At 55.5% G+C, this 23,630-nt stretch carries 25 protein-coding genes and 1 pseudogene; 17 read left to right on the top strand and 9 right to left on the bottom strand.

What is annotated here, in order from left to right; translation table 11 throughout:
- Positions 1–2: 2 nt before the first annotated feature.
- The 15 genes and pseudogenes from rpsM (at position 3) to AC07ED_RS12930 (ending at position 13,331) form a co-directional block, all read left to right on the top strand.
- Positions 3–371, top strand: a complete 369-nt coding sequence (rpsM, locus tag AC07ED_RS13000; protein WP_067550469.1) for a 30S ribosomal protein S13 — start codon at positions 3–5, stop codon at positions 369–371.
- 15 nt (positions 372–386) lie between these two features.
- Positions 387–779, top strand: coding sequence for a 30S ribosomal protein S11 (gene rpsK, locus AC07ED_RS12995; RefSeq protein ID WP_067550467.1), 393 nt, complete (start codon positions 387–389; stop codon positions 777–779).
- Between the two features lie 110 nt (positions 780–889).
- A complete protein-coding gene (locus AC07ED_RS12990) occupies positions 890–1,906 on the top strand; it encodes a DNA-directed RNA polymerase subunit alpha (RefSeq protein WP_167668762.1) in 1,017 nt (338 codons plus the stop codon).
- Positions 1,907–2,023: 117 nt separating this feature from the next.
- Complete coding sequence (gene rplQ, locus AC07ED_RS12985; RefSeq protein ID WP_067550465.1) at positions 2,024–2,452, top strand: 50S ribosomal protein L17; 429 nt, start codon at positions 2,024–2,026, stop codon at positions 2,450–2,452.
- Between the two features lie 135 nt (positions 2,453–2,587).
- A complete protein-coding gene (locus AC07ED_RS12980; protein WP_105234130.1) occupies positions 2,588–3,199 on the top strand; it encodes a helix-turn-helix transcriptional regulator in 612 nt (203 codons plus the stop codon).
- Positions 3,200–3,259: 60 nt separating this feature from the next.
- Complete coding sequence (locus tag AC07ED_RS12975) at positions 3,260–3,850, top strand: acyl-homoserine-lactone synthase (protein WP_105234131.1); 591 nt, start codon at positions 3,260–3,262, stop codon at positions 3,848–3,850.
- Between the two features lie 39 nt (positions 3,851–3,889).
- The gene (locus tag AC07ED_RS12970; protein WP_105234132.1) at positions 3,890–5,206 is read left to right on the top strand and encodes a replication-associated recombination protein A; all 1,317 of its coding nucleotides are present in this window, start codon (positions 3,890–3,892) and stop codon (positions 5,204–5,206) included.
- A gap of 31 nt (positions 5,207–5,237) precedes the next feature.
- On the top strand, positions 5,238–5,615 hold the full coding sequence (crcB, locus tag AC07ED_RS12965; RefSeq protein ID WP_105234133.1) for a fluoride efflux transporter CrcB: 378 nt from the start codon (positions 5,238–5,240) through the stop codon (positions 5,613–5,615).
- On the top strand, positions 5,612–6,664 hold the full coding sequence (locus AC07ED_RS12960; RefSeq protein ID WP_067550457.1) for an RluA family pseudouridine synthase: 1,053 nt from the start codon (positions 5,612–5,614) through the stop codon (positions 6,662–6,664). Before crcB ends, AC07ED_RS12960 begins: the two co-directional genes overlap by 4 nt.
- Entirely contained in the window at positions 6,657–7,334 is a 678-nt protein-coding gene (locus AC07ED_RS12955; RefSeq protein ID WP_105234134.1) for an HAD-IA family hydrolase, read from the top strand. The genes AC07ED_RS12960 and AC07ED_RS12955 overlap by 8 nt, the downstream gene beginning before the upstream one ends.
- Positions 7,331–8,041, top strand: coding sequence for an ATP12 family chaperone protein (locus tag AC07ED_RS12950; RefSeq protein ID WP_105234135.1), 711 nt, complete (start codon positions 7,331–7,333; stop codon positions 8,039–8,041). The genes AC07ED_RS12955 and AC07ED_RS12950 overlap by 4 nt, the downstream gene beginning before the upstream one ends.
- Before the next feature lie 202 nt (positions 8,042–8,243).
- Complete coding sequence (locus AC07ED_RS12945) at positions 8,244–9,263, top strand: amino acid ABC transporter substrate-binding protein (protein ID WP_105234136.1); 1,020 nt, start codon at positions 8,244–8,246, stop codon at positions 9,261–9,263.
- Positions 9,264–9,387: 124 nt separating this feature from the next.
- Positions 9,388–10,665 carry an amino acid ABC transporter permease gene (locus AC07ED_RS12940; RefSeq protein ID WP_105234137.1) on the top strand — a complete coding sequence of 426 codons (1,278 nt, stop codon included), beginning with the start codon at positions 9,388–9,390 and terminating at the stop codon, positions 10,663–10,665.
- Positions 10,666–11,866: 1,201 nt separating this feature from the next.
- Positions 11,867–12,529: pseudogene (locus AC07ED_RS12935) on the top strand (amino acid ABC transporter permease); the annotation flags it as partial.
- A gap of 10 nt (positions 12,530–12,539) precedes the next feature.
- Positions 12,540–13,331 (top strand): amino acid ABC transporter ATP-binding protein, encoded by a 792-nt coding sequence (locus AC07ED_RS12930; RefSeq protein ID WP_067550446.1) that lies wholly within the window; start codon positions 12,540–12,542, stop codon positions 13,329–13,331.
- A gap of 42 nt (positions 13,332–13,373) precedes the next feature.
- On the opposite strand, the gene AC07ED_RS12925 is transcribed toward AC07ED_RS12930, so the two are convergent.
- The 9 genes from AC07ED_RS12925 to rpmH form a co-directional block, all read right to left on the bottom strand.
- Positions 13,374–13,883, bottom strand: a complete 510-nt coding sequence (locus AC07ED_RS12925; RefSeq protein ID WP_105234139.1) for a SixA phosphatase family protein — start codon at positions 13,881–13,883, stop codon at positions 13,374–13,376.
- Between the two features lie 631 nt (positions 13,884–14,514).
- The gene (argB, locus tag AC07ED_RS12920) at positions 14,515–15,393 is read right to left on the bottom strand and encodes an acetylglutamate kinase (protein ID WP_105234140.1); all 879 of its coding nucleotides are present in this window, start codon (positions 15,391–15,393) and stop codon (positions 14,515–14,517) included.
- 39 nt (positions 15,394–15,432) lie between these two features.
- The gene (gene yihA / locus AC07ED_RS12915; protein ID WP_067550438.1) at positions 15,433–16,083 is read right to left on the bottom strand and encodes a ribosome biogenesis GTP-binding protein YihA/YsxC; all 651 of its coding nucleotides are present in this window, start codon (positions 16,081–16,083) and stop codon (positions 15,433–15,435) included.
- A 49-nt stretch (positions 16,084–16,132) separates the two neighbouring features.
- Complete coding sequence (gene yidC, locus AC07ED_RS12910; protein WP_105234141.1) at positions 16,133–17,914, bottom strand: membrane protein insertase YidC; 1,782 nt, start codon at positions 17,912–17,914, stop codon at positions 16,133–16,135.
- A 113-nt stretch (positions 17,915–18,027) separates the two neighbouring features.
- Positions 18,028–19,542: a putative bifunctional diguanylate cyclase/phosphodiesterase gene (locus AC07ED_RS12905; protein WP_105234142.1), complete on the bottom strand. Its 1,515-nt coding sequence runs from the start codon at positions 19,540–19,542 to the stop codon at positions 18,028–18,030.
- A 65-nt stretch (positions 19,543–19,607) separates the two neighbouring features.
- A complete protein-coding gene (gene ttcA / locus AC07ED_RS12900) occupies positions 19,608–20,474 on the bottom strand; it encodes a tRNA 2-thiocytidine(32) synthetase TtcA (protein WP_105234143.1) in 867 nt (288 codons plus the stop codon).
- A gap of 19 nt (positions 20,475–20,493) precedes the next feature.
- A complete protein-coding gene (gene yidD, locus AC07ED_RS12895) occupies positions 20,494–20,742 on the bottom strand; it encodes a membrane protein insertion efficiency factor YidD (protein ID WP_105234144.1) in 249 nt (82 codons plus the stop codon).
- Positions 20,739–21,128 carry a ribonuclease P protein component gene (gene rnpA, locus AC07ED_RS12890; RefSeq protein WP_478242265.1) on the bottom strand — a complete coding sequence of 130 codons (390 nt, stop codon included), beginning with the start codon at positions 21,126–21,128 and terminating at the stop codon, positions 20,739–20,741. Before rnpA ends, yidD begins: the two co-directional genes overlap by 4 nt.
- 20 nt (positions 21,129–21,148) lie before the next feature.
- Positions 21,149–21,283: a 50S ribosomal protein L34 gene (rpmH, locus tag AC07ED_RS12885; RefSeq protein WP_067550427.1), complete on the bottom strand. Its 135-nt coding sequence runs from the start codon at positions 21,281–21,283 to the stop codon at positions 21,149–21,151.
- 250 nt (positions 21,284–21,533) lie between these two features.
- On the opposite strand from rpmH, the gene AC07ED_RS12880 reads away from it, so the two are divergent.
- The gene (locus AC07ED_RS12880; RefSeq protein ID WP_105234146.1) at positions 21,534–22,262 is read left to right on the top strand and encodes a TVP38/TMEM64 family protein; all 729 of its coding nucleotides are present in this window, start codon (positions 21,534–21,536) and stop codon (positions 22,260–22,262) included.
- Entirely contained in the window at positions 22,255–23,619 is a 1,365-nt protein-coding gene (locus tag AC07ED_RS12875) for a dihydrolipoyl dehydrogenase family protein (protein WP_105234147.1), read from the top strand. The genes AC07ED_RS12880 and AC07ED_RS12875 overlap by 8 nt, the downstream gene beginning before the upstream one ends.
- Positions 23,620–23,630: the final 11 nt, after the last annotated feature.

Genomic DNA, 23,630 nt, shown 5'->3' with positions numbered 1-23,630 from the left:
ACGTGGCACGTATCGCCGGCGTGAACATCCCGACTGCTAAGCGGGTTCCAATCGCCCTTACCTACATCACGGGCATCGGCCCGTTCATCGCAAACCAGATTTGCGAAGCATGCAACATCGATCTGACCCGTCGTGTAAACGAACTGTCCGATGCTGAAGTTCTGACAATCCGTGAATACATCGACGCAAACGTCACCGTTGAAGGTGACCTGCGCCGTGAAGTAACGATGAACATCAAGCGTCTGATGGACCTCGGTTGCTACCGCGGTCTGCGTCATCGTCGTAACCTGCCCGTTCGCGGTCAGCGTACCCACACCAACGCTCGCACCCGCAAAGGCCCCGCAAAGGCCATCGCTGGTAAGAAGAAGTAAGGGAGGGCATAGACAATGGCTCGTGATACCCGTCGTGGTGGTAAGAAAAAAGTTTCCAAGAACATCGCAGCAGGCGTTGCTCATGTGAACTCCACCTTCAACAACACCAAAATCCTGATCTCTGACGTGCAGGGCAACGCGATCTCTTGGTCGTCCGCTGGCACCATGGGCTTCAAGGGCTCGCGTAAATCGACCCCTTATGCTGCTCAGATGGCTGCAGAAGATGCTGGCAAGAAAGCTCAGGAACATGGCGTTAAGACGCTTGAAGTAGAAGTTCAGGGCCCAGGTTCGGGTCGTGAATCTGCTCTGCGCGCTCTGGCTGCTGCTGGCTTCAACATCACCTCGATCCGTGATGTGACCCCGCTGGCACACAACGGCTGCCGTCCGCCGAAGCGCCGCCGCGTCTAATATCGATTATCCCACTGGGGCTGTGGTTTTTCCACGGCCCCAGTACGTCATTTTAAACCTCGGGCGTTTGCCTTTTGGGACATGAAAGGCAGACAAGTATGGAGGGACGCATGATCCACAAGAACTGGGCTGAACTTATCAAGCCGACCCAACTTGACGTAAAACCGGGCAATGACCCGCAGCGTCAGGCCACTGTTATTGCTGAACCGCTCGAGCGTGGTTTCGGTCTGACACTGGGCAACGCACTTCGTCGTATCCTGCTGTCGTCGCTGCAAGGCGCTGCGATCACTGCAGTTCACATCGACAACGTTCTGCACGAATTTTCGTCTGTTGCTGGTGTACGTGAAGACGTCACCGACATCGTCCTGAACCTCAAGGGCGTTGCGATCCGCATGGACGTCGAAGGTCCGAAGCGTTTGACCGTTCAGGCCAAAGGTCCGGGCGTTGTTACCGCCGGTGATATTTCGGAATCCGCAGGCATCGAAGTTCTGAACAAAGATCACGTTATCTGTCACCTCGACGATGGCGCTGACCTCTACATGGAACTTACCGTTAACACCGGTAAAGGCTACGTAGCTGCAGACAAAAACAAGCCAGAAGATGCACCGATCGGCCTCATCGCGATCGACGCGATCTACTCGCCGGTTAAGAAAGTATCGTACGACGTTCAGCCGACCCGTGAAGGTCAGGTTCTCGACTACGATAAACTGACGATGAAAGTTGAAACCGACGGCTCGCTGACCCCGGATGATGCAGTTGCTTACGCAGCTCGCATTCTGCAGGACCAGCTGTCTATCTTCGTAAACTTCGACGAACCGGAATCGGCTTCCGCTGGCTCGGACGACGATGGTCTCGAGTTCAACCCGCTTCTCCTCAAGAAAGTGGACGAACTGGAACTGTCCGTACGTTCGGCAAACTGCCTGAAGAACGACAACATCGTTTACATTGGCGATCTGATTCAGAAAACCGAAGCAGAGATGCTCCGCACTCCGAACTTCGGCCGCAAATCGCTCAACGAGATCAAAGAAGTGCTCTCTGGCATGGGTCTGCACCTCGGCATGGACGTCGAGGATTGGCCACCAGACAACATCGAAGACCTCGCAAAGAAATTCGAAGACCAGTTCTAATTCTGGCTTCGGTGGGCAGGGCGGAGACGTCCTGCCTTTTCGGGCAATCCCGCCCCAAGGAGAGTGGCCAATACGCATAGGCCACCAGACAAAGCATAAAACGCTAGGAGAATTAAAATGCGTCACGCTCGCGGTTACCGCCGTCTGAATCGTACTCACGAACACCGTAAAGCCCTGTTTGCGAACATGGCTGGTTCGTTGATCGAACACGAACAAATCAAAACCACCCTGCCGAAAGCAAAAGAACTGAAGCGCGTCATCGACAAGCTGATCACTCTTGGCAAACGTGGTGACCTGCACGCACGCCGTCAGGCTGATGCGCAGCTGAAACAAGACATTCACGTTGCGAAACTGTTTGAAGTCCTCGGCCCGCGTTACGCAGAGCGTAACGGTGGTTACTGCCGCGTTCTGAAAGCTGGCTTCCGTTATGGCGACATGGCTCCGATGGCGATCATCGAGCTGGTTGACCGTGATGTTGACGCAAAAGGCGCAGCAGACCGTGCACGTCTTGAAGCAGAAGAAGCCCTGCTGGGCGACGACGAATAAGTCTCGACCATCGCTAGTTTTGGGAACCCCGTCAGCATAGCTGGCGGGGTTTTTCATTTCGCCATTTCTGGGTAGTGAATATTTGCGATACAATTATAGGTTGACCTATAAACCTTAGGTTGAAAATATCGCGGTATGGCTCAGGTATATGGAATCGGAACACATTTAGAGAGGCTCGATCAAATCGCGCCGAATGGTTTCTTTTTCGGACTGCACATTCGGCACACGCTGCCTTTGTTCACTCATCAAACTTACCCGAGCCTATGGGTTGATCACTACATTAGGGAGGCTTACGCGCTCCGTGATCCGATCATTGCGTGGGGGCTTGATCGGGTGGGCACTTGCCGCTGGAGCGAAATTGATATTCCGGACCCGTTCGACATTCTTGGACAGGCGCAGGAATTTGGGATGAATTTTGGGATCGCAGTGTCTTTCGGACCGCTCAACTCACGGACCATAGCGACGGCCTCGCGGCCAGATCGCGAGTTTACGGATACAGAGATTGCGTCTTTTGCCGATGTAATCAACGCGCTTCATACCATTTATCAGCCCCCCGAGTCCTTAACGGACGCCCAAACAGAAGCCCTGCGGCGGATTGCCGAGGGGGATCGTTATGCTGCGGCTGCTGCAAAACTCGGAATTCCTCAAAGCGCATTTAAAGCGCGGTTGACCGCCGCCCGTTCGAGCCTTCAGGCCCGCACGACGGTAGAGGCCATCCAGAAAGCGAGGGATTACAGGCTGCTCTGACGTCCTTTTCGGGATGCGGATGCAGGGTTGTGTGACCCTTAACCCTCGCTGGAGGCACTGATGCTGAGCACCGTTCTTTCGTTCGCCAATATGCACAATCACGGCGAACTTTTCGCGAATATCCTGCGGGCACGGCGGGATTCTTTCATCGTCAAACGATCATGGGACCTGCCCGAGACGATGGGTATGGAATACGATCAATACGACACGCCACAATCACGTTGGGTTGCCGTGCATGATGCAACGGGCCGCGTGTTGGCAGGGGCCCGTATGACACCCACGACGGCGCGGTGTGGCGTTTACAGTTACATGATCCGCGACGCACAGAGAGGCCTTCTGGAAACCATACCGCAGGACCTTTTGTATGAGGGCGCCCCGATTGATGAGGGCATTTGGGAGGTGACACGAGGCTTCATTGGCCACGATATCCCCAACAACATCCGTCTCCGCGTGCGGCTGTTACTGACAGGCCAGATTGTAACGGCTGGTCGGGAACTGAACGCCCGTCGGATGATTGCTTTACTGCCCGCCAATTGGACGCGTTGGTCCAAACGGGCTGCGCTTGATATCTCACCAGCAGGACGGGTGATGGATATGGGGGGCGTGGACTATCAGGCCGTCTGGTTTGATCTTGGGGACAAACTTCACTGACCCTTTGCCAAAGATCGGACGCGGGCGTAGATTGCGCCCATGTCCGATCTTTTCGAAACACCTGCACCTCAGACATCTAGCGCATCCCGTCCCCTAGCGGATCGGCTGCGGCCGCAGACGTTGGCCGAGGTGATCGGGCAGGAGCAGGTTCTCGGCCCCGATGGCCCATTGGGTGTTATGCTCGCGTCGGGGTCGTTGTCGTCCTTGATCCTCTGGGGTCCACCGGGTGTTGGTAAGACGACGATTGCGCGATTGCTTGCTCGTGAAACCGAACTTCATTTTGAACAGATCAGCGCGATTTTTACGGGCGTCCCCGACCTTCGAAAGGTGTTCGAGGCGGCAAAACTGCGTCGCGCAAATGGGCGCGGCACTCTTTTGTTCGTGGACGAGATTCATCGCTTTAACAAAGCCCAGCAGGACAGCTTTTTGCCCCATATGGAGGACGGCACAATCGTGCTCGTTGGGGCGACGACCGAGAACCCATCGTTCGAACTAAACGCTGCTATTCTGAGCCGTGCGCAGGTCTTGGTGCTCAATCGCTTGTCGACCGAGGAGCTTGAGAAAATGGCAGCGCGGGCAGAGGACGAGGCGGGTAAAACGCTGTTGCTCGAACCTGCCGCGCGCACGGCGCTCTTGGACATGGCCGACGGGGACGGGCGTGCATTGCTGAACCTGATCGAACAGGTTCTCGCGTGGAAAATTACCACGCCTTTGGGTGTCGACCAGCTTACGACCCGTCTGATGCGACGGGCGGCGAAATACGATAAGTCTGGTGAAGAGCATTACAACCTGATTTCGGCACTGCATAAGTCCGTGCGCGGTTCAGATCCTGATGCTGCGCTCTACTGGTATTCGCGCATGTTAGAGGGCGGCGAAGACCCACGGTATTTGGCACGTCGAATTTTGCGCATGGCTGTTGAGGACATCGCGCTGGCTGACCCTAATGCTCAAACGATTTGCCTGCATGCGTGGGAGACGTATGAGCGGCTCGGAAGCCCCGAGGGCGAATTGGCTTTGGCGCAGGCGGTCATCTACCTCGCGCTCGCGCCGAAAACCAACGCAGGATATGTGGCCTATAAGGCATCCAGAGATGCCGCGCGAAAATCGGGAAGCGAGCCGCCGCCCAAACATATACTCAACGCCCCGACAAAGATGATGAAAGAGCATGGGTATGGCGCAGGCTATGCCTATGACCATGATGCCGAGGACGGGTTTTCAGGGCAAAACTACTTTCCAGAGACCATGCAACGCCCAACGTTCTACAAACCCGTTGATCGCGGGTTTGAACGAGACCTAAAGAAACGGGCAGACTATTTCGCAGGCCTAAGGGCCAAGCGGCAGGGACGTCAGAATTGACTCTTTGCTGCTGAACAGCCAAGGAGCGCGGATGATCTGGAATACTCTCTTTGTCGCGGCGGGCGGTGCTATAGGCGCAGCGCTACGTTATCTGACCAACGTGGGCGTCATGCGCTTGATCGGGCCTGGGTTTCCCTTTGGTACGGTCGTGGTGAACGTCTTTGGGTCGTTCCTAATGGGACTTTTGGTTGTTGTCCTAGCAGAGAAGGGCGGCAACAAATTCGCGCCGTTTTTGATGACAGGTGTCTTGGGTGGTTTCACAACGTTTTCGGCCTATTCGCTGGATGCTGTGACACTTTATAATCGCGGTGAAATCGTGCTGGCTGGTGCCTATGTCCTCGGCACGGTGATCGTCGGAATTGCGGCACTGGTCGCAGGAATGGCCTTTGGCCGAATGGTGCTACAATGAGCGGCGTGCAAAACATCACAATCAGCGAAGACGATGGCGATCAGCGGATCGACCGCTGGCTTCGCAAGCTTTACCCCCACCTGACCCAAGGCCGCATCGAAAAGATGTGTCGCAAGGGCGAACTGCGGGTGGATGGCGGTCGTGTGAAGTCGAATTCGCGCATTGAGGCCGGGCAAACCGTCCGTATCCCGCCGATGGGCGAAGAGGCTGTGAAGCCTGCGCCCAAGTTTGATCGCAAAATTACGCGATCTGACGTTGAGATGATCCAGTCCTGCGTGGTCTGGAAAGATGAACATATCATTGCGCTGAATAAACCCTCGGGTCTGCCGTCGCAGGGTGGATCGGGGCAGGGCGACCGTCACGTTGATGCTTTGGCCGAGGCTTTGATGTTCGGCTACAAAGACAAGCCAAAGCTGGTGCATCGTCTGGACAAAGATACATCTGGCCTCTTGCTTCTGGCCCGCACTGATCGCGTTGCCCGTCGGTTGTCTGAGGCTCTGCGTCACCGCAATGTTCGCAAGATCTACTGGGCAGCGGTCGCTGGCGTTCCGTCGCCGCGTGCTGGTTCGATCAAATACGGCCTGATGAAAGCGCCGGGTCGTGGCCGCGGCGGCGAAGGCGAAAAGATGGTTTGTGTTCACCCTGCTAAATTGGATGAGCATGAGGGCGCGAAACGGGCCCATACCGACTTTTTCACCATCGACCTCGCAGGGTCGCGGATTGCATGGGTCGCGATGACGCCAATCACTGGCCGCACGCACCAGCTCCGTGCGCACATTGCAGAACTTGGTCACCCGATTATCGGCGACGGTAAATACGGCGGTTCGTCGACTGAAAACCTTGGCGATGGTTGGGGCGCTGGTGTTGGTGGCGAGTTGAGTAAAAGACTGCACCTCCATGCGCGTATGATCTCGTTCGAGCATCCGATCACCAAAGAGATCATCACCCTTCAAGCCCCGCTTCCGCCGCATATGCAGGAAACTTGGGACTTCTTTGGGTGGGATGTGAACTATCCGCCTATCGATCCTTTTGTGACGGAAGATGAGTGAACTGCGCCTCGTTATTTTTGATGTCGATGGAACGTTGGTCGATAGTCAGGGACTGATTGTTTGTTCGATGGAAGCTGCCTTTGATGGCGTGGGCCTCCCGTCGCCTTCGCGTGATGCGATCAAGGGAATTGTAGGGTTATCACTTGATCGCGCTGTAGCTTTGCTCGCGCCAACGGCCTCAGACAACGAAGCGCAGCGCATTGTGCAAACCTACAAGGACGCCTTCTTTACCTTTCGAAGTGCGGAGGGTGCCGCTGCGTCTAGCCCGTTTTTCTCGGGTGCGCGTGAGGTGCTTGACCAGTTGCGTGCTGACCCTTGGACGCTGCTCGCCGTTGCTACAGGAAAATCAAAGCGCGGGTTGGACGCTTTGATTGAGGCGCATGGGCTAGAGGGCTATTTTGTCTCGCGGCAGGTCGCTGATTTCCATCCGTCGAAACCTCACCCTTCGATGATTTTTACGGCGGTCGATGAGGCAGGCGTTGCGCGGTCTAGAACTGTTATGGTTGGGGATACCACCTACGACATGGATATGGCCAAAGCTGCTGGTGTTGCTGCGATTGGAGTATCTTGGGGCTATCACGCCGTCGAAACACTAAGCGCGGATCGGATTGTCGGTGCTTTTGCCGAACTCCCCGTAGCGATTAATGAACTACTGGAGGCCCGATCATGAGCGGTTGGAAAGCAAAACGGTTCTGGAAAGAAGCAACTATCAGCGAAGTAGAGGGCGGCTACCGTGTAGAGTTGGATGGACGCCCTGTCAGAACGCCCGCCAAGGCGCTCATGGTTGTTCCCACCAAGTCCATGGCGGAAGCCATCGCCGCCGAGTGGGATGCTCAGACCGAGGAAGTGAAGCCCGAATCTATGCCGATCACGCGGTCTGCCAATGCTGCTTTGGATAAGGTTTCGGTCCAGTTTGATGAAGTGGCCGATATGCTTTCTGCCTACGGCGGCAGCGACTTGCTCTGTTATCGGGCAGATAGCCCAGTTGAATTAACAAAGCGTCAATCTGATGAATGGGACCCGATTCTTGATTGGGCGGAGGGGCGTTTTGGCACCCGCTTGGTCTGTGGATTCGGTGTGATGCCCGTGAACCAATCTGACGAGAACTTGCGTGTTCTGCGTGACCATGTTGGAGCGCTAAGCCCTTTTGAAATCGCGGCATTTCACGATCTGGTGGGAATTAGCGGGTCGCTCGTGCTGGCATTCGCCGTAACAGAGGGACATTTGACTGCACAAGACGCTTGGTTGAAGTCGCGAGTCGATGAATTGTGGCAAGAAGAACAATGGGGCCCAGATGATGAGGCCACAGTGTTAGCGAACCACAAGCAAGGCGAGTTTTTAATGGCCGCGCGGATCTATCAAATGTTGCGAAGCTGAAATCCGCAGGCTTTTTTCCTGCCTAAGATCAAATTTGCGGCCAGTTGACCCAAGATCAAGGGAATATTCCCGTCTGGTCCCCCTTGACCAAATAGATAGTTTGAGACCAATCTAAGGCTTCGTGGTGGTACCCCTGCCGCGCCATACGCTATCAAAGCGAAAACCCCGATCGTAAGTATCGGGAACTCAGGAAGAGGTAGAAATGAAGAAATCCATTATGCTCGGCGCTCTGGCCGTCGCTGGTTTGACCGCTGCAAGCGCATCGGCATCCACGCTCGATGATGTCAAAGCCCGTGGTAAACTGAACTGTGGCGTGTCGTCCGGCCTGACCGGCTTCTCGCAGCCCGACGCAAATGGCGTTTGGGAAGGTTTTGACGTTGCTGTATGCCGCGCTGTTGCTGCTGCTGTATTGGGCGACTCGACCGCTGTTGAATTCGTTCCGCTCACCACCCAAGTGCGTTTTACCGCGCTGGCTTCGGGCGAGATCGACATTCTGGCACGTAACACCACCTGGACCTTCTCGCGCGACACCGACCTGAAGCTCGACTTCATCGGCGTGAACTACTACGACGGTCAAGGCTTCATGGTACCGAAATCGCTCGGCGTGACTTCGGCAAAAGACCTCGACGGTGCAACCGTTTGTATCCAAACTGGTACCACCACAGAGCTGAACTTGGCCGACTTCTTCCGCGCCAACAACATCAGCTACGAGCCGATCCCGATCGAAACCAACGCGGAAGCACAGCAGCAGTACCTTGCTGGCGCTTGTGACGTTTACACCACTGACGCTTCGGGCCTTGCTGCAACTCGCGCAACCTTCGAAGCTCCGGGCGATCACGTGATCCTTCCGGAAATCATCTCCAAAGAGCCGCTCGGCCCAGTTGTTCGCCACGGCGACAACGAATGGGGTGATATCGCAATGTGGACCCTCAACGCTCTGATCGCTGCCGAAGAACTCGGCGTGACCTCTGCGAACGTTGAAGAGCTGGCCGCTGCTGCGACCACCAACCCAGAAATCAACCGCCTGCTCGGCACCGAAGGTGACCTTGGCGCGATGATCGGTCTGGACGCTCAGTGGGCTGTTCGCGCGATTGCTGCTGGCGGCAACTACGGCGAACTGTTCGAAAAGAACATCGGTGTGAACACTCCGATCGGCCTCGCACGTGGTCTGAACGCACAGTGGACCGAAGGCGGCCTGATCTACGCACCGCCGTTCCGTTAAGTTGATCTACCGGAAAGGGCGCAGTCAATCTGCGCCCTTTTCATACTTGAAGTGCCCCCCGCGACATTGCCAACAACCGGATAACCGGTGACCTCCTGTCGCGTCGGGAGCCGGGGAGACTTTTATGACCACGCTCACGGATACGCCGAAGCAAGGCTTTCGGCTAAGTCAGCTTATTTACGATACGCGCTATCGTTCGATTACCATTCAGGTGATCGCGACTGTGCTGATCGTCGCGGCCCTGTGGTGGCTTGCGCGCAATACCGTCGCAAACCTGACCGCATTGGGCAAAGATTTCACGCTCGAGTTCCTTGGGAACCGGTCGGGATACGACATCAACCAACGTCTGATTGCTTACGATTCTAACGCGACGCACGGACGTGCGGCTCTGGTCGGCATTCTGAATACGTTGTTGGTCGCTGGCCTTGGCTGCGTCCTCGCGACGATCCTCGGCGTTATTTTCGGTGTCCTGCGGCTGTCGAAGAACTGGATCGTGTCGCGTCTGGCTGCTGTCTACGTCGAAGGCTTCCGCAACGTTCCGCTGCTGCTTTGGATCATCGCGATCTTTGCGGTGATGACAGAATCCACGCCGTCGCCCAAAGATTTCCGTGGTGAAAATCCGGTCGCGAGCATGGCACTCGCCGACAATGTGGCGATCACGAACCGTGGTGCTTATATCCCTGAACCCCTATTTGCTAACGGTCTGGGCGATGTTGAAATCAAACCAGGTGGCATTTTTGCGGACCTGTATTTCAATGTGAGCATCGACTTGATCGTTATTTTGCTTACTCTGGTGGCGAGCCTTCTTGTTGTTAAACTGGTAAATACCCGCGCTGCGGATATTCAGAATGCGACAGGTGTTCGTCCAACGACGTGGTGGGTTAATCTGCTGATTATCGTTGCCCCAATCGCTGCCCTCCTCTGGGGTCTTGGTTTTTATCTGGGCAAACCAGAATTGTCGGGCTTTAACTTCGCGGGTGGTACGCACCTGCGGAACTCTTTGCTGGCGCTGTGGTTGGCTCTGTCACTCTACACAGGTGCATTTATCGCAGAGATCGTGCGTGGCGGTATCAACGCCGTGTCCAAAGGCCAAACCGAAGCGGCGTTTGCACTGGGACTTCGTCCGAACCGCACGATGCGTTTGGTGATCCTGCCGCAGGCTCTGCGCGTGATCATTCCACCGCTAATCTCTCAATTCTTGAACCTGACAAAGAACTCTTCGCTCGCGATCGCCATTGGTTACATGGATGTCCGTTCCACTTTGGGCGGTATTACCGTGAACCAAACAGGGCGTGAGCTTGAAGGTATTCTTCTAGTTGGTTTGTTCTATCTCCTGCTCAGTCTCGCGATTTCGACAGGGATGAACTGGTTCAATGACCGCGTTAAGCTGAAGGAGCGCTAAGATGTCTGATAATGCGCAAACCGTTCGCTATGTGCGCGAATCCATGATCCCACCGTCTGAACCGCCTCTCAAGGAACAAGGTGCGGTCAAATGGATGCGGGAAAACCTGTTTTCGGGCTGGAAGAACACGCTTCTTTCGCTCGTTTCCATCTACGTTCTGGTAAAGTTGCTTTTCGCGCTGGTTCCGTGGTTCTGGAATTCGGTATGGACTGCTGGATCGCTCAATGAATGTCGTGAAACTCTGGCTGTTTTGGAGGGTCTGACCACCCATGGCGGCGCGTGTTTCGCAGTCATCAGCGACCGTTGGCTTCAGCTGCTCTTTGGTTTTTACCCTGCTGAAAGTTACTGGCGCCCGATCCTTGTCTTCATTCTGATGTTCGTCGCATTGGCGCCAATTCTGTTCTCGGCTCGGTTGCCGAAACAACTGCTCTGGTTCTCGATTCTGTTCCCGTTCCTCGGCACGTGGCTCCTCTGGGGGGGCTCGTTCTGGGTTCCGATCCTTGTGATCCTCGGCTTTGTCGTAGGTGCAGTAGGGTTCAAAATCGGCGGCCGTTTCGCGGGTGCGTTCGGTGCTGTGGCACTCGGAATCGCGGGTGCTGCGCTCTGGTGGATGATTGCTATGCCATCTATCAACGGAGCGTTGCACAAGGCCGTTGCCTTGTCGCGCATCGACGGGACGAAAGCTGAGCTACTCGAAACGCTTGTTACAAATCCTGCGCAAATCGATACGATCGAAGCGGAACAGGCCGCCGTGCAGGAGAAGATCAACGAACTGACCGCTGAAAAAGATGTGCTGGTCGTTGAAATGCTTGCTGCTCGCGAGGCTGGGTCTGAACCGTCGTCCGACCAAAAGTCGGCATTCAACGCGATCATGGACGAACTGATGGTAGAGCGTCGTCATTACACGGCGCTGGGCTTTACAGCATTCAAACTGCAGCAAGCGATCAGTGACGCAAACGGTCTGTTGGCCAACATTGAAGCTCTGCCTCAGTGGGAAGCTGACCTGCCCAATGCCATCGTGACCGCAGCTGAGATGGAAGCAGCTCTGCCTGACGGGCTGCACAATCTGGTTTCGGTCAATCAGGTGCCCGCTGGGACATCGCCCGAAGCCGTCGACGCGCTGCGTGCATATCTCGACGCGGATACTGCGGTCCTGAACCTGCGTGCCAACATCGAGACCGCTTATGAACGGCTCGGCATTCTGGGCCTAGCTCCTGTGACCAGCCGTGATTTCGGTGGCTTTATGCTCGCGATGATCATCGGTGTGGCAGGTATAGTGCTGTCCTTGCCACTCGGCATTTTGCTCGCGCTGGCACGTCAGGCCAATCTTACGATCGTCAAAGGGTTCGCCGTTGCGTTCATCGAAATTATCCGCGGCGTGCCGCTGATCGTTTGGCTGTTCACGGCGTCACTACTCTTGAACTACTTCCTGCCGCCACGCACCTCGTTTGACCTTGTGTTGCGCGTTGTGATCATGGTGACCCTCTTTGCCGCTGCTTACATCGCAGAGGTTATTCGTGGGGGCCTTGCGGCACTGCCGAAGGGACAGTTCGAAGCGGCGGATTCGCTTGGCCTCGACTACTGGAAATCGATGCGTTTGATCGTGCTTCCGCAGGCACTCAAGATCTCGATACCTGGTATCGTGAACACCTTCATCGGTCTGTTTAAAGACACCACACTGGTTGGCATCATTGGTCTACTTGACCCGCTCAACCTATCGAACTCGATCCGTGCCGCCGCCGAATGGAACGGCGTCTATTGGGAACTGTTCGTCTTTATCGGCCTTTTGTTCTTTGTCTCATGCTTCAGCATGGGCCGCTACTCGCTCTGGCTGGAGAAAAAACTCCAGCGTGGACACCGCTAAGGAGACCGCCATGTCCGAACTTGCAATCGAACGTCAAATCGACCGCAGCCACATGACGATCTCTGACGAGGTCGCCATTCAGATCAACAACATGAACAAGTGGTACGGTCAGTTCCACGTGTTGCGTGATATTAACTTGACCGTTCAGCGCGGTGAGCGGATCGTAATCTGCGGCCCGTCGGGGTCTGGTAAATCGACGCTCATTCGCTGCATCAACCGCCTCGAAGAGCACCAGTCGGGTGATATTATTGTTGATGGTACAGAGCTGACCTCTGACCTCAAGAACATCGATAAGATCCGTTCTGAGGTTGGTATGTGCTTCCAGCACTTCAACTTGTTCCCGCACCTGACCATTCTAGAAAACTGCACGCTGGCTCCGATCTGGGTCCGCAAGGTCCCACGCAAAGAGGCCGAAGATATTGCGATGCACTACCTCGAAAAGGTGAAGATCCCCGATCAGGCTCACAAATATCCGGGCATGTTGTCGGGTGGTCAGCAGCAGCGTGTGGCGATTGCGCGTTCGCTGTGCATGAAGCCGCGCATCATGCTGTTCGACGAACCGACCTCTGCTCTCGACCCCGAGATGATCAAAGAGGTTCTCGACACCATGATAGAGCTGGCTGAAGAAGGCATGACCATGCTCTGCGTGACCCACGAGATGGGCTTTGCTCAGGCTGTGGCGAACCGCGTGATCTTTATGGATCAGGGTCAGATCATCGAACAAAACGAACCACATGCGTTCTTTAACGATCCTCAGTCGGATCGCACAAAGCTGTTCTTGAGCCAGATTTTGGGCCACTAAGTTCAGACAAATTTTCGAAAGGGGCGGGCCTAGTGTCCGCCCTTACTCGTTCAGCAACTCGCGTGGAGTGGTAAAGGCAACGACGCGACCAGAGGCAGCAGTAACATCTGACCATTGGGCCACATCAAAGTCGATGATGGCAGTCGCGCAGGTCGGGTATGAAGCGTATTTCGGATGGTCGGGGCGATCATGGACAAGCCCACAGGCAAAGCTTCCGATACCTGGGTTGTGACCGATCATGGCAACGATAGGCGCCTTTGCGGTTTTCAGCTCGGCTAGCATCGCCGTCGCGGGCGCGAGGTAGAGAGAGTGCACATAGCGCACAGCGGGCGTAGTCGGCCACTGCTCCATCATAAGGTCCAGCGTTTCCCTCGTGCGCTTAGCGTCGGAGCATAAAACCTCCGTCGGAATATCGCCTCTGTCAGCGATCCATTTCCCGATGGCTGGTGCCGATCGCTGTCCTCGTTCGTTCAAATGCCGATCATGGTCATCAATTGAAAAGTCATCCCAAGATGACTTGGCATGACGAATAAGAACAAGCCGAAGGGTCATTTGTGAAACTCACTCATGAAGTAGGCAGACTGGGCAGGTGGACGTTGTGACGACCCAATGGGGCAGGACCGTCGAACTGCGCATCCGTTGTTTAGGCAGTCTGCACCTTCCGTCCCCGTTAGGTAACCGTGACAGGCTGCCACATCATATCCTGCGGGCACCAATGCTGAGGCCGGACAAGCCGTGACGCATGGTTTGGCGAGGCATGTCGCACAGGGCGGAGGCTCTAGTACGACCTTAGGTGCATCGCGAAGTGCGATGGCGCCGCGAAAGGACGTGAATAAGCCTGCGGTGCCGTCTGCCAAGAACGCGACAGGGGAGGCACAAAATGCCCCCGAACGAATTGCCCAGCTGTAAAACGGATGGAACGGGGCGCCACCAAACGGGAAATATGCGACGCCGTCATATGCGGCCGCGACTTCGCCTAGGACGCGTTTAGACCAACGATCTACGGGGTCGCTTCGCCCATCGCGCCATTCTGGTGACTCGCAAAAAACTGACCAGAACTCCGGTTCTAGTGGAGAGATCAGCACAACTGCCGTCGCCCAGTCTGGGAGATTGTCATCGGCGGATGGAGGAGTAATTCCTGAAATTCTCAGGCCATATCCCTCCAAGTCGCCGATGAGGTTTGTCATGAATTGCGCGGCTTCACACGTGGTTCAGTGGTCCGGATCATGGAGCCAGCGCCGTGTTCTGTGAACAGCTCGAGCAGGCACGCATTCGCGACCCGACCATCAAGGATAACCACCCCGCGTACACCGTCCTCAATTGCTTTGAGAGCGGTTTCGGTTTTTGGGATCATGCCGCCTGCAATGGTGCCATCTGCAATCATTTCGCGCACTTCAGCGGGCGTCATTTGAGTGATCACTTCGCCGTCTTTGTTTTTCACGCCAGATACGTCGGTCAACAAAAGCAGGCGATCGGCCTTAAGGGCGCCAGCAATGGCGCCAGCGGCTGTGTCACCATTCACGTTGAACGTTTCGTTGTCGTTCATGCCAGTCGCGACTGGCGCGATCACTGGAATGATGCCTGCATTGAACATGTCATGCAGCACTTGGACGTTCATTTCGACCGGACGTCCAACAAACCCCAATTCTGGATCGTCGGGTTCACAAACCATCAGGTCGTCGTCTTTGCCCGACAGACCAACCGCGCGACCGCCTTCGTCCATAATCGCCTGAACGATCCGTTTGTTGACGAGGCCCGTGAGAACCATCTCAACGACTTCGACAGTTGCTTTGTCGGTTACGCGTTTGCCGCGCACCCATTGGGATTCGATGCCAAGACGACCAAGCAGATCGTTGATCATCGGGCCGCCGCCATGCACGACAACGGGGTTCAGACCGACCTGACGCATAAGAACGATATCACGTGCGAAATCAGCCATGGCATCCTGATCGCCCATAGCATTGCCGCCAAACTTGACCACGACGATCGCACCAGAATATCGCTGAAGGTAGGGCAAAGCCTCTGACAGAGTGCGGGCAGTTGCGATCCAGTCACGGTTCATGTCTTGTTTCCTCACGGCAGGGCCCTTTCCAAATAGGGGTCAAACGATGCCATAAATAATAGCGCGAAGTGTGGCTATACCGTCCCCTTTGTCAGACGACGTCAATACGATTTCAGGGTAGGCGGCAGGGTGCTTTGCCAAAACGGCCCGCGTGGCTTCGATCGATTGATCGAGCTGCGTTTTGCGGACCTTATCCGTCTTTGTCATAACGACCTGAAACGTCACGGCGGCCTTATCGAGAAGCGACATGATTTCTTCGTCAACGGCTTTGGCGCCGTGGCGGCTGTCGATCAGAACAAAAACGCGGCGCAGAGTAGGGCGGCCAGCAAGGTATCGTTTCAGCAGCCGTTGCCATTTTTCAACGATCGCTACAGGCGCGTTGGCAAAGCCATAGCCTGGAAGGTCGACGATGTAGTGTTCGTCGCCAACGGTGAAAAAGTTGATCTCTTGGGTGCGACCTGGGGTGTTCGAGGCACGAGCAAGCCCTTTACGACCTGTCAGTGCGTTGATCAGGCTGGATTTACCAACGTTGGATCGACCCGCAAAGCAAAGCTCGATCCGATCTGCAGGCGGCATGCCGTCCATGGCGACGACACCTTTGAGGAACTCGATCGGAGCATGGAACAGCATACGACCAGCTTCGACGACCGTCGGGTCCAGATCTTCAACGATCGGAAAACTTAATTGCATGACCATACCCTCTTGGCGGAACAGGCCGCCCTAAAGGCAGCCTGTCAGTTTATTTTGCTTTGCTAGCTTTACCACGTTTGAACGCAGAGGTGATATTGCCCAGAACATCTGGCCGGTGGCCGTGGCTGCGCATGATCGCGTATTGCTGCAGGAACGTGATGGTATTGTTGGTGATCCAGTAGAGAACCAGACCCGAAGCGAACGATCCCAGCATGAACATGAAAATCCAAGGCATCCAAGCAAAGATCATCTTTTGGGACGGATCAGTGGGAGCTGGATTGAGTTTCTGCTGCAGCCACATCGAGATGCCGAGAATGATGGGCAATACGCCCAGCGACAGAATGAACAACATGCTGCCCGGTTCCGGAGTGCCCCAAGGCAGAAGGCCAAAGAGGTTCAGGATCGAAGATGGGTCCGGAGCAGAGAGGTCACGGATCCAGCCGATCCACTCAGCGTGACGCAGTTCGAGTGTGACGAAGATAACCTTATACAGCGAGAAGAAGATCGGAATCTGCAGGATCATCGGCAGACAGCCCGATGCAGGGTTAACCTTGTTCTCTTTGTAGAGCTTCATCATGCCTTGCTGCAGTTTAGCACGGTCATCGCCAGCTGCTTCTTTAAGCTTCTCCATCTCAGGCTGAAGCTCTTTCATCTTCGCCATCGAGACGTAGGATTTATAGGCAAGCGGCAGTACCAACGCTTTCAGAACGAGCGTCAGGACCATGATCGACCAGCCCATGTTGCCGATTACAGCGTTGATGTTGTGCAGCAGCCAGAAGATCGGCTTGGTCAGGAAGAAGAACCAGCCCCAGTCGATCGAGTTGATGAAGCCAGAAACGCCCGCATTGTTTTCGTAGTTGCGGATAGTTTCCCATTCTTTTGCACCCACGAAGAAACGCGTCGAAACGGAAGTTTCCGCGCCAGCGGCGAGCGTCTCGGACTCGAGGATCGCGTCGACTTCGTAAACGTCAGTGGTGAAGTAGCGCGACATCGAAGTGAACGGCTTGCTCTGATCGGGGATCAGGGTCGTCATCCAGTAGTGGTCGGTATACCCAGTCCAGCCTGATTGAAGGACATCAACGCTGCTCACGCCGCCGTCAACTTTGCGGATGTCTTTGTAGGTTTGCTCATCAACCTTGCCGTCAGTCATGCGAACCAGACCTTCGTGTAGGACAAAGAAGCGACGCTGCGCATCCGGTTCAGTGAAGCGGCGGATGAGGCCGTAAGGAGTTAGGGTGACTTCGTCGCCAGACGCGTTCGAGACGGTCTGGTCGATGGTCATCATGAACTTTTCGTCGATCGCGTAGGTGGTGCGGAAGGTCAGACCAGCATCGTTGTCCCATTTCAGCGTGATCGGCGTCTCAGGGGTCAATGTGGTACCTGCTTCGAGTTCCCACATTGTGTCAGGGCCAGGGACGGCATTCGCATCGACGCCAGCATTGCCGATCCAGCCAAAGCTCGCGTAGTAGGCATCGTTCTCACCCTGCGGGCGCATGAGCTGAACGATTTCAGGGCTGTCGACCGCGACGGTGTAATTTTTCAACGAGATATCATCGATGCGACCGCCGAGAAGCGCAATAGAACCTGTCAGTTCGGGGGTTTCAACGGGGACACGCGGCGTTGCGGGCATCGCTGCTTCGGCCACGGCGGGTGCTGCAGCGTCAGCCGATGCGTCGGCAACTGGAGCGGCGACGTCAGTCTGTTCCGTTGCTACAGTTGCATCTGTTGCTGTTTCCGCCGGTTGTTCAGGTGGAAACAGGAAGAACCAAACTGTGATAACCAGAAAGCTAAGTGCTGTGGCAAGAATTAGGTTCTTGTTCTGATTTTCCATCTGAACCGCCCGTTTTGTAAGGTAAATGATCAGGCAGGGTTCAACAGGCCATAGCGTCAAAGGTCAAGCGGTTTTAGGGGTTTTGGCGGATTAGACGCGTGTCACATTGCTGTTTACCCTGCTTTTCGCCGCAAACCGCGACTGCCAACCGCCATAGGGCTGTAGTTGTTGATCCAGTTGTCTACATCCTCGGGCGGTAGGGGGCGTGCAATTCCAAAGCCTTGGACGTGGCGGCAGCCTAATTCAGCCAGCTTTAGGCGTTCTTCGGTGGTTTCGACACCTTCGGCCAGCGTGTCGAGGCCCAGACGATCTGCCATCGTCAAAATCGCAGCGACCATTTTCTGTTGTTCATCATCGGCATCGATGCGGGTCACGAATGATCGGTCGATTTTGATGCGTTCGATCGAATAACGCCGAATCGACGTAATCGATGCGTGGCCTGTTCCGAAATCATCAAGGTCGAGGCTGCAGCCTAGTCCCGCGAGGCCTGAAAGATTTCGGATCACGATGTCATCGGCATGATCAGCAACCACGGTTTCGAGCACCTCAACGGCGAGCCGATTGGCGTCCAGACCAAATTCATGGAGGCGCTGTTCTATCCGATCCACAAGTTGAGGATCTGTTAGCTCTTCTTTTGAGAAGTTCACACCAACGCGGGGGATCAACAGCCCTGTCTCATCCCAACGACGAAGAGATGACAAAGCGTCGTGGATCATCGCTTCGCCCAGTCGATGCATCTGACCAGCCTGAGCCAGTGCGGGCAGGAACTCCAACGGTGGGATCAGCCCGCGCCGCGGGTGCTGCCACCGCGCTAGGGTTTCAAATCCAGTGATTTCTCCGGTGCGTGTCGAAATCTGGGGTTGGAAGAAGGCACGAATTTCACCGTTATCCAAGGCGCGCGTGACTTGTTGGGACAGCTCGTTGCAATTTGCGATACGGTTTCGCATTGATGGGGAGAAGCTTCGGATGGCGGCGGGGGCGTGCCGTTGTGCTTCGATAAGGGCCGAATTTGCGGCCTGCAAAAGTGCGACACCCGTTTTGTGGTCGAGGCGATCTGATAGGCCAAACCCGATCGAGACAGTCAGATAGACGTTCATGCCCGCAATATTAAAGGGTTCGGCCATAGTGTGTTGGATGCGCGAGGCGAGTTGGATCGCGGCCTCAAGGTCAAAGCGTCGCGTCGGAGAAAGCCCTACCGCAAAGGTTGGACCATCGAGCCTCGCAGCGATGTCGTCAGCCCTAAGAATCGCGGAGAGACGCACCGCGACTGATTTGAAAATCGCCTCGACCCCTGATCGGTCATGGCGTTCTTCAATCAACTTAAACCGATCAATTTCAAAGACGATCGCGCCCGTCGTAAGCCCGTTTTGTTTGCCCGAGCGAAGAGCGTTGTCCAGCGCTATAACGAGGCCGTCGCGTGTGGTGAGGCCAGTGGCCGCGTCGATTGGGACCGCATCTGGCAAGTTCGGCAAGATGAAGGCGAGAAACGTCGGCCCCAAAAAGGTCGCGACGATTAATCCGGGTTGCCCTGCCAAAATGTATCCCGCCACAGCGCCAAGCGGCGCAATGAGGATATAGGGCCAGCGGGCCTTATTGCGGCGAACGGCGTCGACGATTGCGTTAGGCATAGTAGTTCATTCCTTTGCCCGTTTCCGGTCAGGATGAACCTAAAGCTCAATTGCTAAGTGAAACCTTAACGTAAGTCGGGAATATCCGGAAAATTGTCCGGTTTTTGTTCATTGATCTGCAATCCTTTGAAGTCAAAGATCGCTGGGTCGAGCAGATGCGATGGGCGCGTATTCATCAATGCGCGGAACATTTTCTGACGGCGGCCTGGTGCGTTTTTCTCCCAACCGTCTAGGATGCCCTTAACCTGTTGGCGCTGCAGCCCATCCTGCGACCCACAAAGATCACAAGGGATGATGGGGTAGTTCATCGCGGTCGCGAACTTCTCGCAGTCGGCTTCGGCGACATGTGCAAGCGGGCGATAGACGAACAGGTCACCTTCTTCGTTAACCAGTTTCGGCGGCATCGTTGCGAGGCGGGAGCCGTGGAAGAGGTTCATGAAGAAGGTTTCGAGAATATCATCGCGATGGTGACCCAAGACGACCGCGCTACAGCCCTCTTCGCGCGCGATTCGATAGAGGTTTCCGCGACGTAGGCGCGAACACAGGGCGCAGAAAGTGCGGCCTGCAGGCACTTTATCCATCACGATCGAATAGGTGTCTTGGTACTCGATCCGATGCGGAACGCCCATTTTCTCAAGGAATTCGGGTAGAACCGTCGCGGGAAAACCCGGCTGACCTTGGTCTAGGTTGCAGGCCAAAAGGTCCACAGGCAGGAGGCCGCGCCATTTCAGTTCATAGAGAATAGCCAGCATTGTGTAGCTGTCTTTGCCACCTGACAAACAAACGAGCCAGCGGGCTTCACGTTCGATCATCCCATACTGTTCGATCGCCTCACGGACGTTTTGAACAATGCGTTTGCGCAGCTTTTTGAATTCGGTCGACTTTGGAGCGCCGTGAAAAAGCGGATGGATGTCGTCCAGATCGTCGAGCATGGCGCGTCCTTTGTCGTGATTAGTGGTCGTGATTGCAGCGGTGTTTGGGTTCAGGAACGTTATCGATTCCCGACCCACCCCAAGGATTACACCGAAGAATGCGGTAGATCATCAGGTAGGTACCTTTGATCGCGCCGTGTTTTTCCAGCGCCTCCATGCCGTATGCAGAACAGGTTGGCTGGAAGCGGCAGCCGTGTCCGACCCATGCGCTAAAGACCAATCGGTAGAACCTGACGGGCAGGGATATAACCCAAGCAGCGGGTGTCATTTGTGCACCTTTCGCAGAGCCCAGATCAGGTCCTTTTGCATTTGTTTGAAATCCGCCGTTGCCGTGATTTCTTTGCGGCCGATGAGGACATAGTCCCAGCCGGCTTGGGCGTGGCTGTGCATCACCAGACGGGCAATTTCGCGCAAACGTCGTTTGGCGCGGTTACGTGCGACCGCGTTCCCCACCTTTTTCGAGCAGGTATAGCCAACACGAAACGGCGCATCGTCGCCACGTTCGCGGGCTTGGAGGTGAAAGCCTGATGTGCCCTGACGCCGCGCATTGGCGGCCCGCAGAAAATCGGCCCGTTTTTTCAGGACCGACGGACGAACGAAAACCGCCGCAGGCTGCGCCTCGGCGGTTCGCGTCGAATTCTCTTGCGGTGTCACAACGGACCCCGCAGGCGCCATTAGGCGCTCAGGACCTTACGGCCACGTGCGCGACGGGCGTTCAGGATCTTGCGGCCAGCTTTAGTCGCCATACGGGCGCGGAAGCCGTGACGGTTCTTACGAACCCGGTTAGAAGGTTGGAACGTGCGCTTCATCGCGTTCTCTCCGGTCAGATGGGCCGAACCTTTACAGATTCGAGGCCGTGAAACTTTGAAGCCCTGCCTTTAGAGGGGCCTCACCACTCTGTCAACGCGGTTGGGGGTAGGTTTTTGACAAAACCGTCACATTCCCTGCCCCATGTTACAAAACTGGCCAGATTTAAGGCCAGTTCATCAACCTCGCGTGAGCATGGCTATGCGGGGGCGTTGGATTTGTCCATGAAAGATCAAAGCCAACGGAGCAAAAATGATAGAGAAATCAATTCTGGAGCCAACACTTCTTCGGCGTTTACCCATCGTCGTTATTCTCGTTGGCGCGATTCTTGGCGTCTGGTTTCTGCGCGATACGCTGACCTTTGAAACCTTGCGAGGGAACCGTCAGCTTCTCATCGACTTCCGAGATGCGAACCCCGTATTGTCGGTCCTTGTCTTCGTCATCGTTTATATCGTGATCGTTGCGTTCTCTCTGCCCGGAGCGACAGTTGCGACTTTGACGGGCGGGTTCCTCTTCGCGACTTTTCCTGGCGTTATGTATAACGTTCTCGGTGCCACTGTCGGCGCGTCTGCATTGTTTCTAGCTGCACGCTGGGGTCTGGGAGAACGACTGTCCGCGAAAATGGATGGGTCAACTGGCGCGATCAAGCGGATCAAAGATGGGATCGACGAAAACCAGTGGTCGATGCTGTTCCTAATTCGGCTTGTGCCAGCCGTACCGTTCTTTGTTGCGAATCTCGTGCCCGCGCTAGTGGGCGTGCCTTTGCACCGATTTGTGATTTCAACGGCGCTGGGCATTGTCCCAGGGGCTTTGGTGTTCACGTCGATTGGGAACGGTTTGGGCGCGGTTTTTGATCGCGGAGAATCGCCCGATTTATCGATCGTGTTCGAACCATCTGTGCTGCTACCCTTGATGGGCTTATGTGCGCTGGCCGCATTGCCCATCGTTGTCAAAGCTATTCGGAGATCAAAGAATGGATGAACTTCGGTGTGATGTTTGCGTGATCGGCGCAGGTTCTGGCGGGCTCTCGGTCGCGGCGGGGGCTGTGCAAATGGGGGCCAGCGTCGTCTTGATCGAAGGCCATAAAATGGGCGGTGATTGCCTGAACTATGGCTGCGTGCCGTCAAAAGCGCTTTTGTCAGCGGCGCGATCGGGTCAGGATTATGTTTCCGCCAAAGATCACGTCGCGCGAACGATTGCCGCGATTGAACCCCATGACAGTCAGGACCGATTCGAAGGGCTGGGGTGCACGGTGATCCGTGACTATGCACGTTTTATTTCACCCGCTGTCGTGCTCGCAGGTGGACAGCACATCCGCGCACGCCGATTCGTGATCGCCACGGGATCGTCACCATTTGTCCCGCCAATTGACGGCATCGACACTGTAGAGGCGCATACGAATGAAACGATCTTTGATCTCAGGGAAAAGCCAAAGCACCTGATCATCATCGGTGGTGGTCCGATTGGGATAGAGATGGCGCAAGCGCATCGCGGGTTTGGCTGCGAGGTTACCGTTATTGAAGGCGCAGAAATCCTCGGAAATGAAGACCGAGATGCGGCTGATGTGATCAGGACTTCGTTGGTGGAGCAGGGCGTAGCGATTCTCGAGAACTGTAAAGCGGTGCACATTTCAGCCGAGAATGGCGTCACCGTTCAGACGGATCGGGGTCCTATTGTCGGGTCGCACTTGCTCGTCGCGGCTGGACGACGCGTAAATATCGGTAAGCTCGATTTGGCAGTGGGTGGCGTCGACCACGACCTCAAAGGTATCCATGTCGATGCTGGACTGCGGTCGGTGTCCAACCGAAATGTCTATGCCATTGGCGATGTTGCTGGCGGGATGCAGTTCACGCACCTTGCGGGCTATCATGCGGGCGTAATCGTTCGGTCAATGTTGTTCGGTCTGCCCGCCAAGGCGCGGACCGAACATATTCCACGTGTGACCTACACTTCGCCTGAGTTGGCTCAAATTGGCCCGACGGAGGCCGAGGCCACTGAAAAATACGGTGCTAAGCTGTCGGTCCATCGCGTTGAATTTGCGGGCAATGACCGCGCCGTTGCCAGTGGGTCAACCGTGGGCTTTCTCAAACTTATGGTCGTCAAAGGTCGGCCTGTTGGTGTGACAATCGTCGGCCCTCAGGCGGGCGAGTTGATCGCAATGTGGGCAATGGCGATCGCAAATAGGTCTAAACTTTCGTTTATCGCCAATACAGTTTTGCCTTACCCGACCTTGGCAGAGATTAACAAACGCGCTGCGAGTGCCTATTTTACTCCAAAGTTATTCGAAAGCCCGCTCGTTAAGCGGGTCGTGGGGGTGGTGCAGCGATTGCTGCCCTAGTCCCGAAACGG

This window comes from Aestuarium zhoushanense, assembly GCF_056431045.1.
This window is presented reverse-complemented; position numbering and strand designations above follow the sequence as displayed.

Excerpts from the sequence above, each read along its gene's own strand:
- AC07ED_RS12960 (WP_067550457.1), top strand. The coding sequence starts at position 5,612 with ATGAGCGGCGTGCAAAACATCACAATCAGCGAAGACGATGGCGATCAG.
- yidC (WP_105234141.1), bottom strand. The coding sequence starts at position 17,914 with ATGGAAAATCAGAACAAGAACCTAATTCTTGCCACAGCACTTAGCTTT.
- ttcA (WP_105234143.1), bottom strand. The coding sequence starts at position 20,474 with ATGCTCGACGATCTGGACGACATCCATCCGCTTTTTCACGGCGCTCCA.
- AC07ED_RS12930 (WP_067550446.1), top strand. The coding sequence starts at position 12,540 with ATGTCCGAACTTGCAATCGAACGTCAAATCGACCGCAGCCACATGACG.
- rpsK (WP_067550467.1), top strand. The coding sequence starts at position 387 with ATGGCTCGTGATACCCGTCGTGGTGGTAAGAAAAAAGTTTCCAAGAAC.
- AC07ED_RS12925 (WP_105234139.1), bottom strand. The coding sequence starts at position 13,883 with ATGACCCTTCGGCTTGTTCTTATTCGTCATGCCAAGTCATCTTGGGAT.
- argB (WP_105234140.1), bottom strand. The coding sequence starts at position 15,393 with ATGAACCGTGACTGGATCGCAACTGCCCGCACTCTGTCAGAGGCTTTG.
- AC07ED_RS12955 (WP_105234134.1), top strand. The coding sequence starts at position 6,657 with ATGAGTGAACTGCGCCTCGTTATTTTTGATGTCGATGGAACGTTGGTC.
- AC07ED_RS12940 (WP_105234137.1), top strand. The coding sequence starts at position 9,388 with ATGACCACGCTCACGGATACGCCGAAGCAAGGCTTTCGGCTAAGTCAG.
- AC07ED_RS12875 (WP_105234147.1), top strand. The coding sequence starts at position 22,255 with ATGGATGAACTTCGGTGTGATGTTTGCGTGATCGGCGCAGGTTCTGGC.
- AC07ED_RS12980 (WP_105234130.1), top strand. The coding sequence starts at position 2,588 with ATGGCTCAGGTATATGGAATCGGAACACATTTAGAGAGGCTCGATCAA.
- AC07ED_RS12950 (WP_105234135.1), top strand. The coding sequence starts at position 7,331 with ATGAGCGGTTGGAAAGCAAAACGGTTCTGGAAAGAAGCAACTATCAGC.
- AC07ED_RS12945 (WP_105234136.1), top strand. The coding sequence starts at position 8,244 with ATGAAGAAATCCATTATGCTCGGCGCTCTGGCCGTCGCTGGTTTGACC.
- AC07ED_RS12905 (WP_105234142.1), bottom strand. The coding sequence starts at position 19,542 with ATGCCTAACGCAATCGTCGACGCCGTTCGCCGCAATAAGGCCCGCTGG.
- yidD (WP_105234144.1), bottom strand. The coding sequence starts at position 20,742 with ATGACACCCGCTGCTTGGGTTATATCCCTGCCCGTCAGGTTCTACCGA.
- rplQ (WP_067550465.1), top strand. The coding sequence starts at position 2,024 with ATGCGTCACGCTCGCGGTTACCGCCGTCTGAATCGTACTCACGAACAC.
- AC07ED_RS12990 (WP_167668762.1), top strand. The coding sequence starts at position 890 with ATGATCCACAAGAACTGGGCTGAACTTATCAAGCCGACCCAACTTGAC.
- AC07ED_RS12975 (WP_105234131.1), top strand. The coding sequence starts at position 3,260 with ATGCTGAGCACCGTTCTTTCGTTCGCCAATATGCACAATCACGGCGAA.
- crcB (WP_105234133.1), top strand. The coding sequence starts at position 5,238 with ATGATCTGGAATACTCTCTTTGTCGCGGCGGGCGGTGCTATAGGCGCA.
- rpmH (WP_067550427.1), bottom strand. The coding sequence starts at position 21,283 with ATGAAGCGCACGTTCCAACCTTCTAACCGGGTTCGTAAGAACCGTCAC.
- yihA (WP_067550438.1), bottom strand. The coding sequence starts at position 16,083 with ATGCAATTAAGTTTTCCGATCGTTGAAGATCTGGACCCGACGGTCGTC.
- AC07ED_RS12880 (WP_105234146.1), top strand. The coding sequence starts at position 21,534 with ATGATAGAGAAATCAATTCTGGAGCCAACACTTCTTCGGCGTTTACCC.
- AC07ED_RS12970 (WP_105234132.1), top strand. The coding sequence starts at position 3,890 with ATGTCCGATCTTTTCGAAACACCTGCACCTCAGACATCTAGCGCATCC.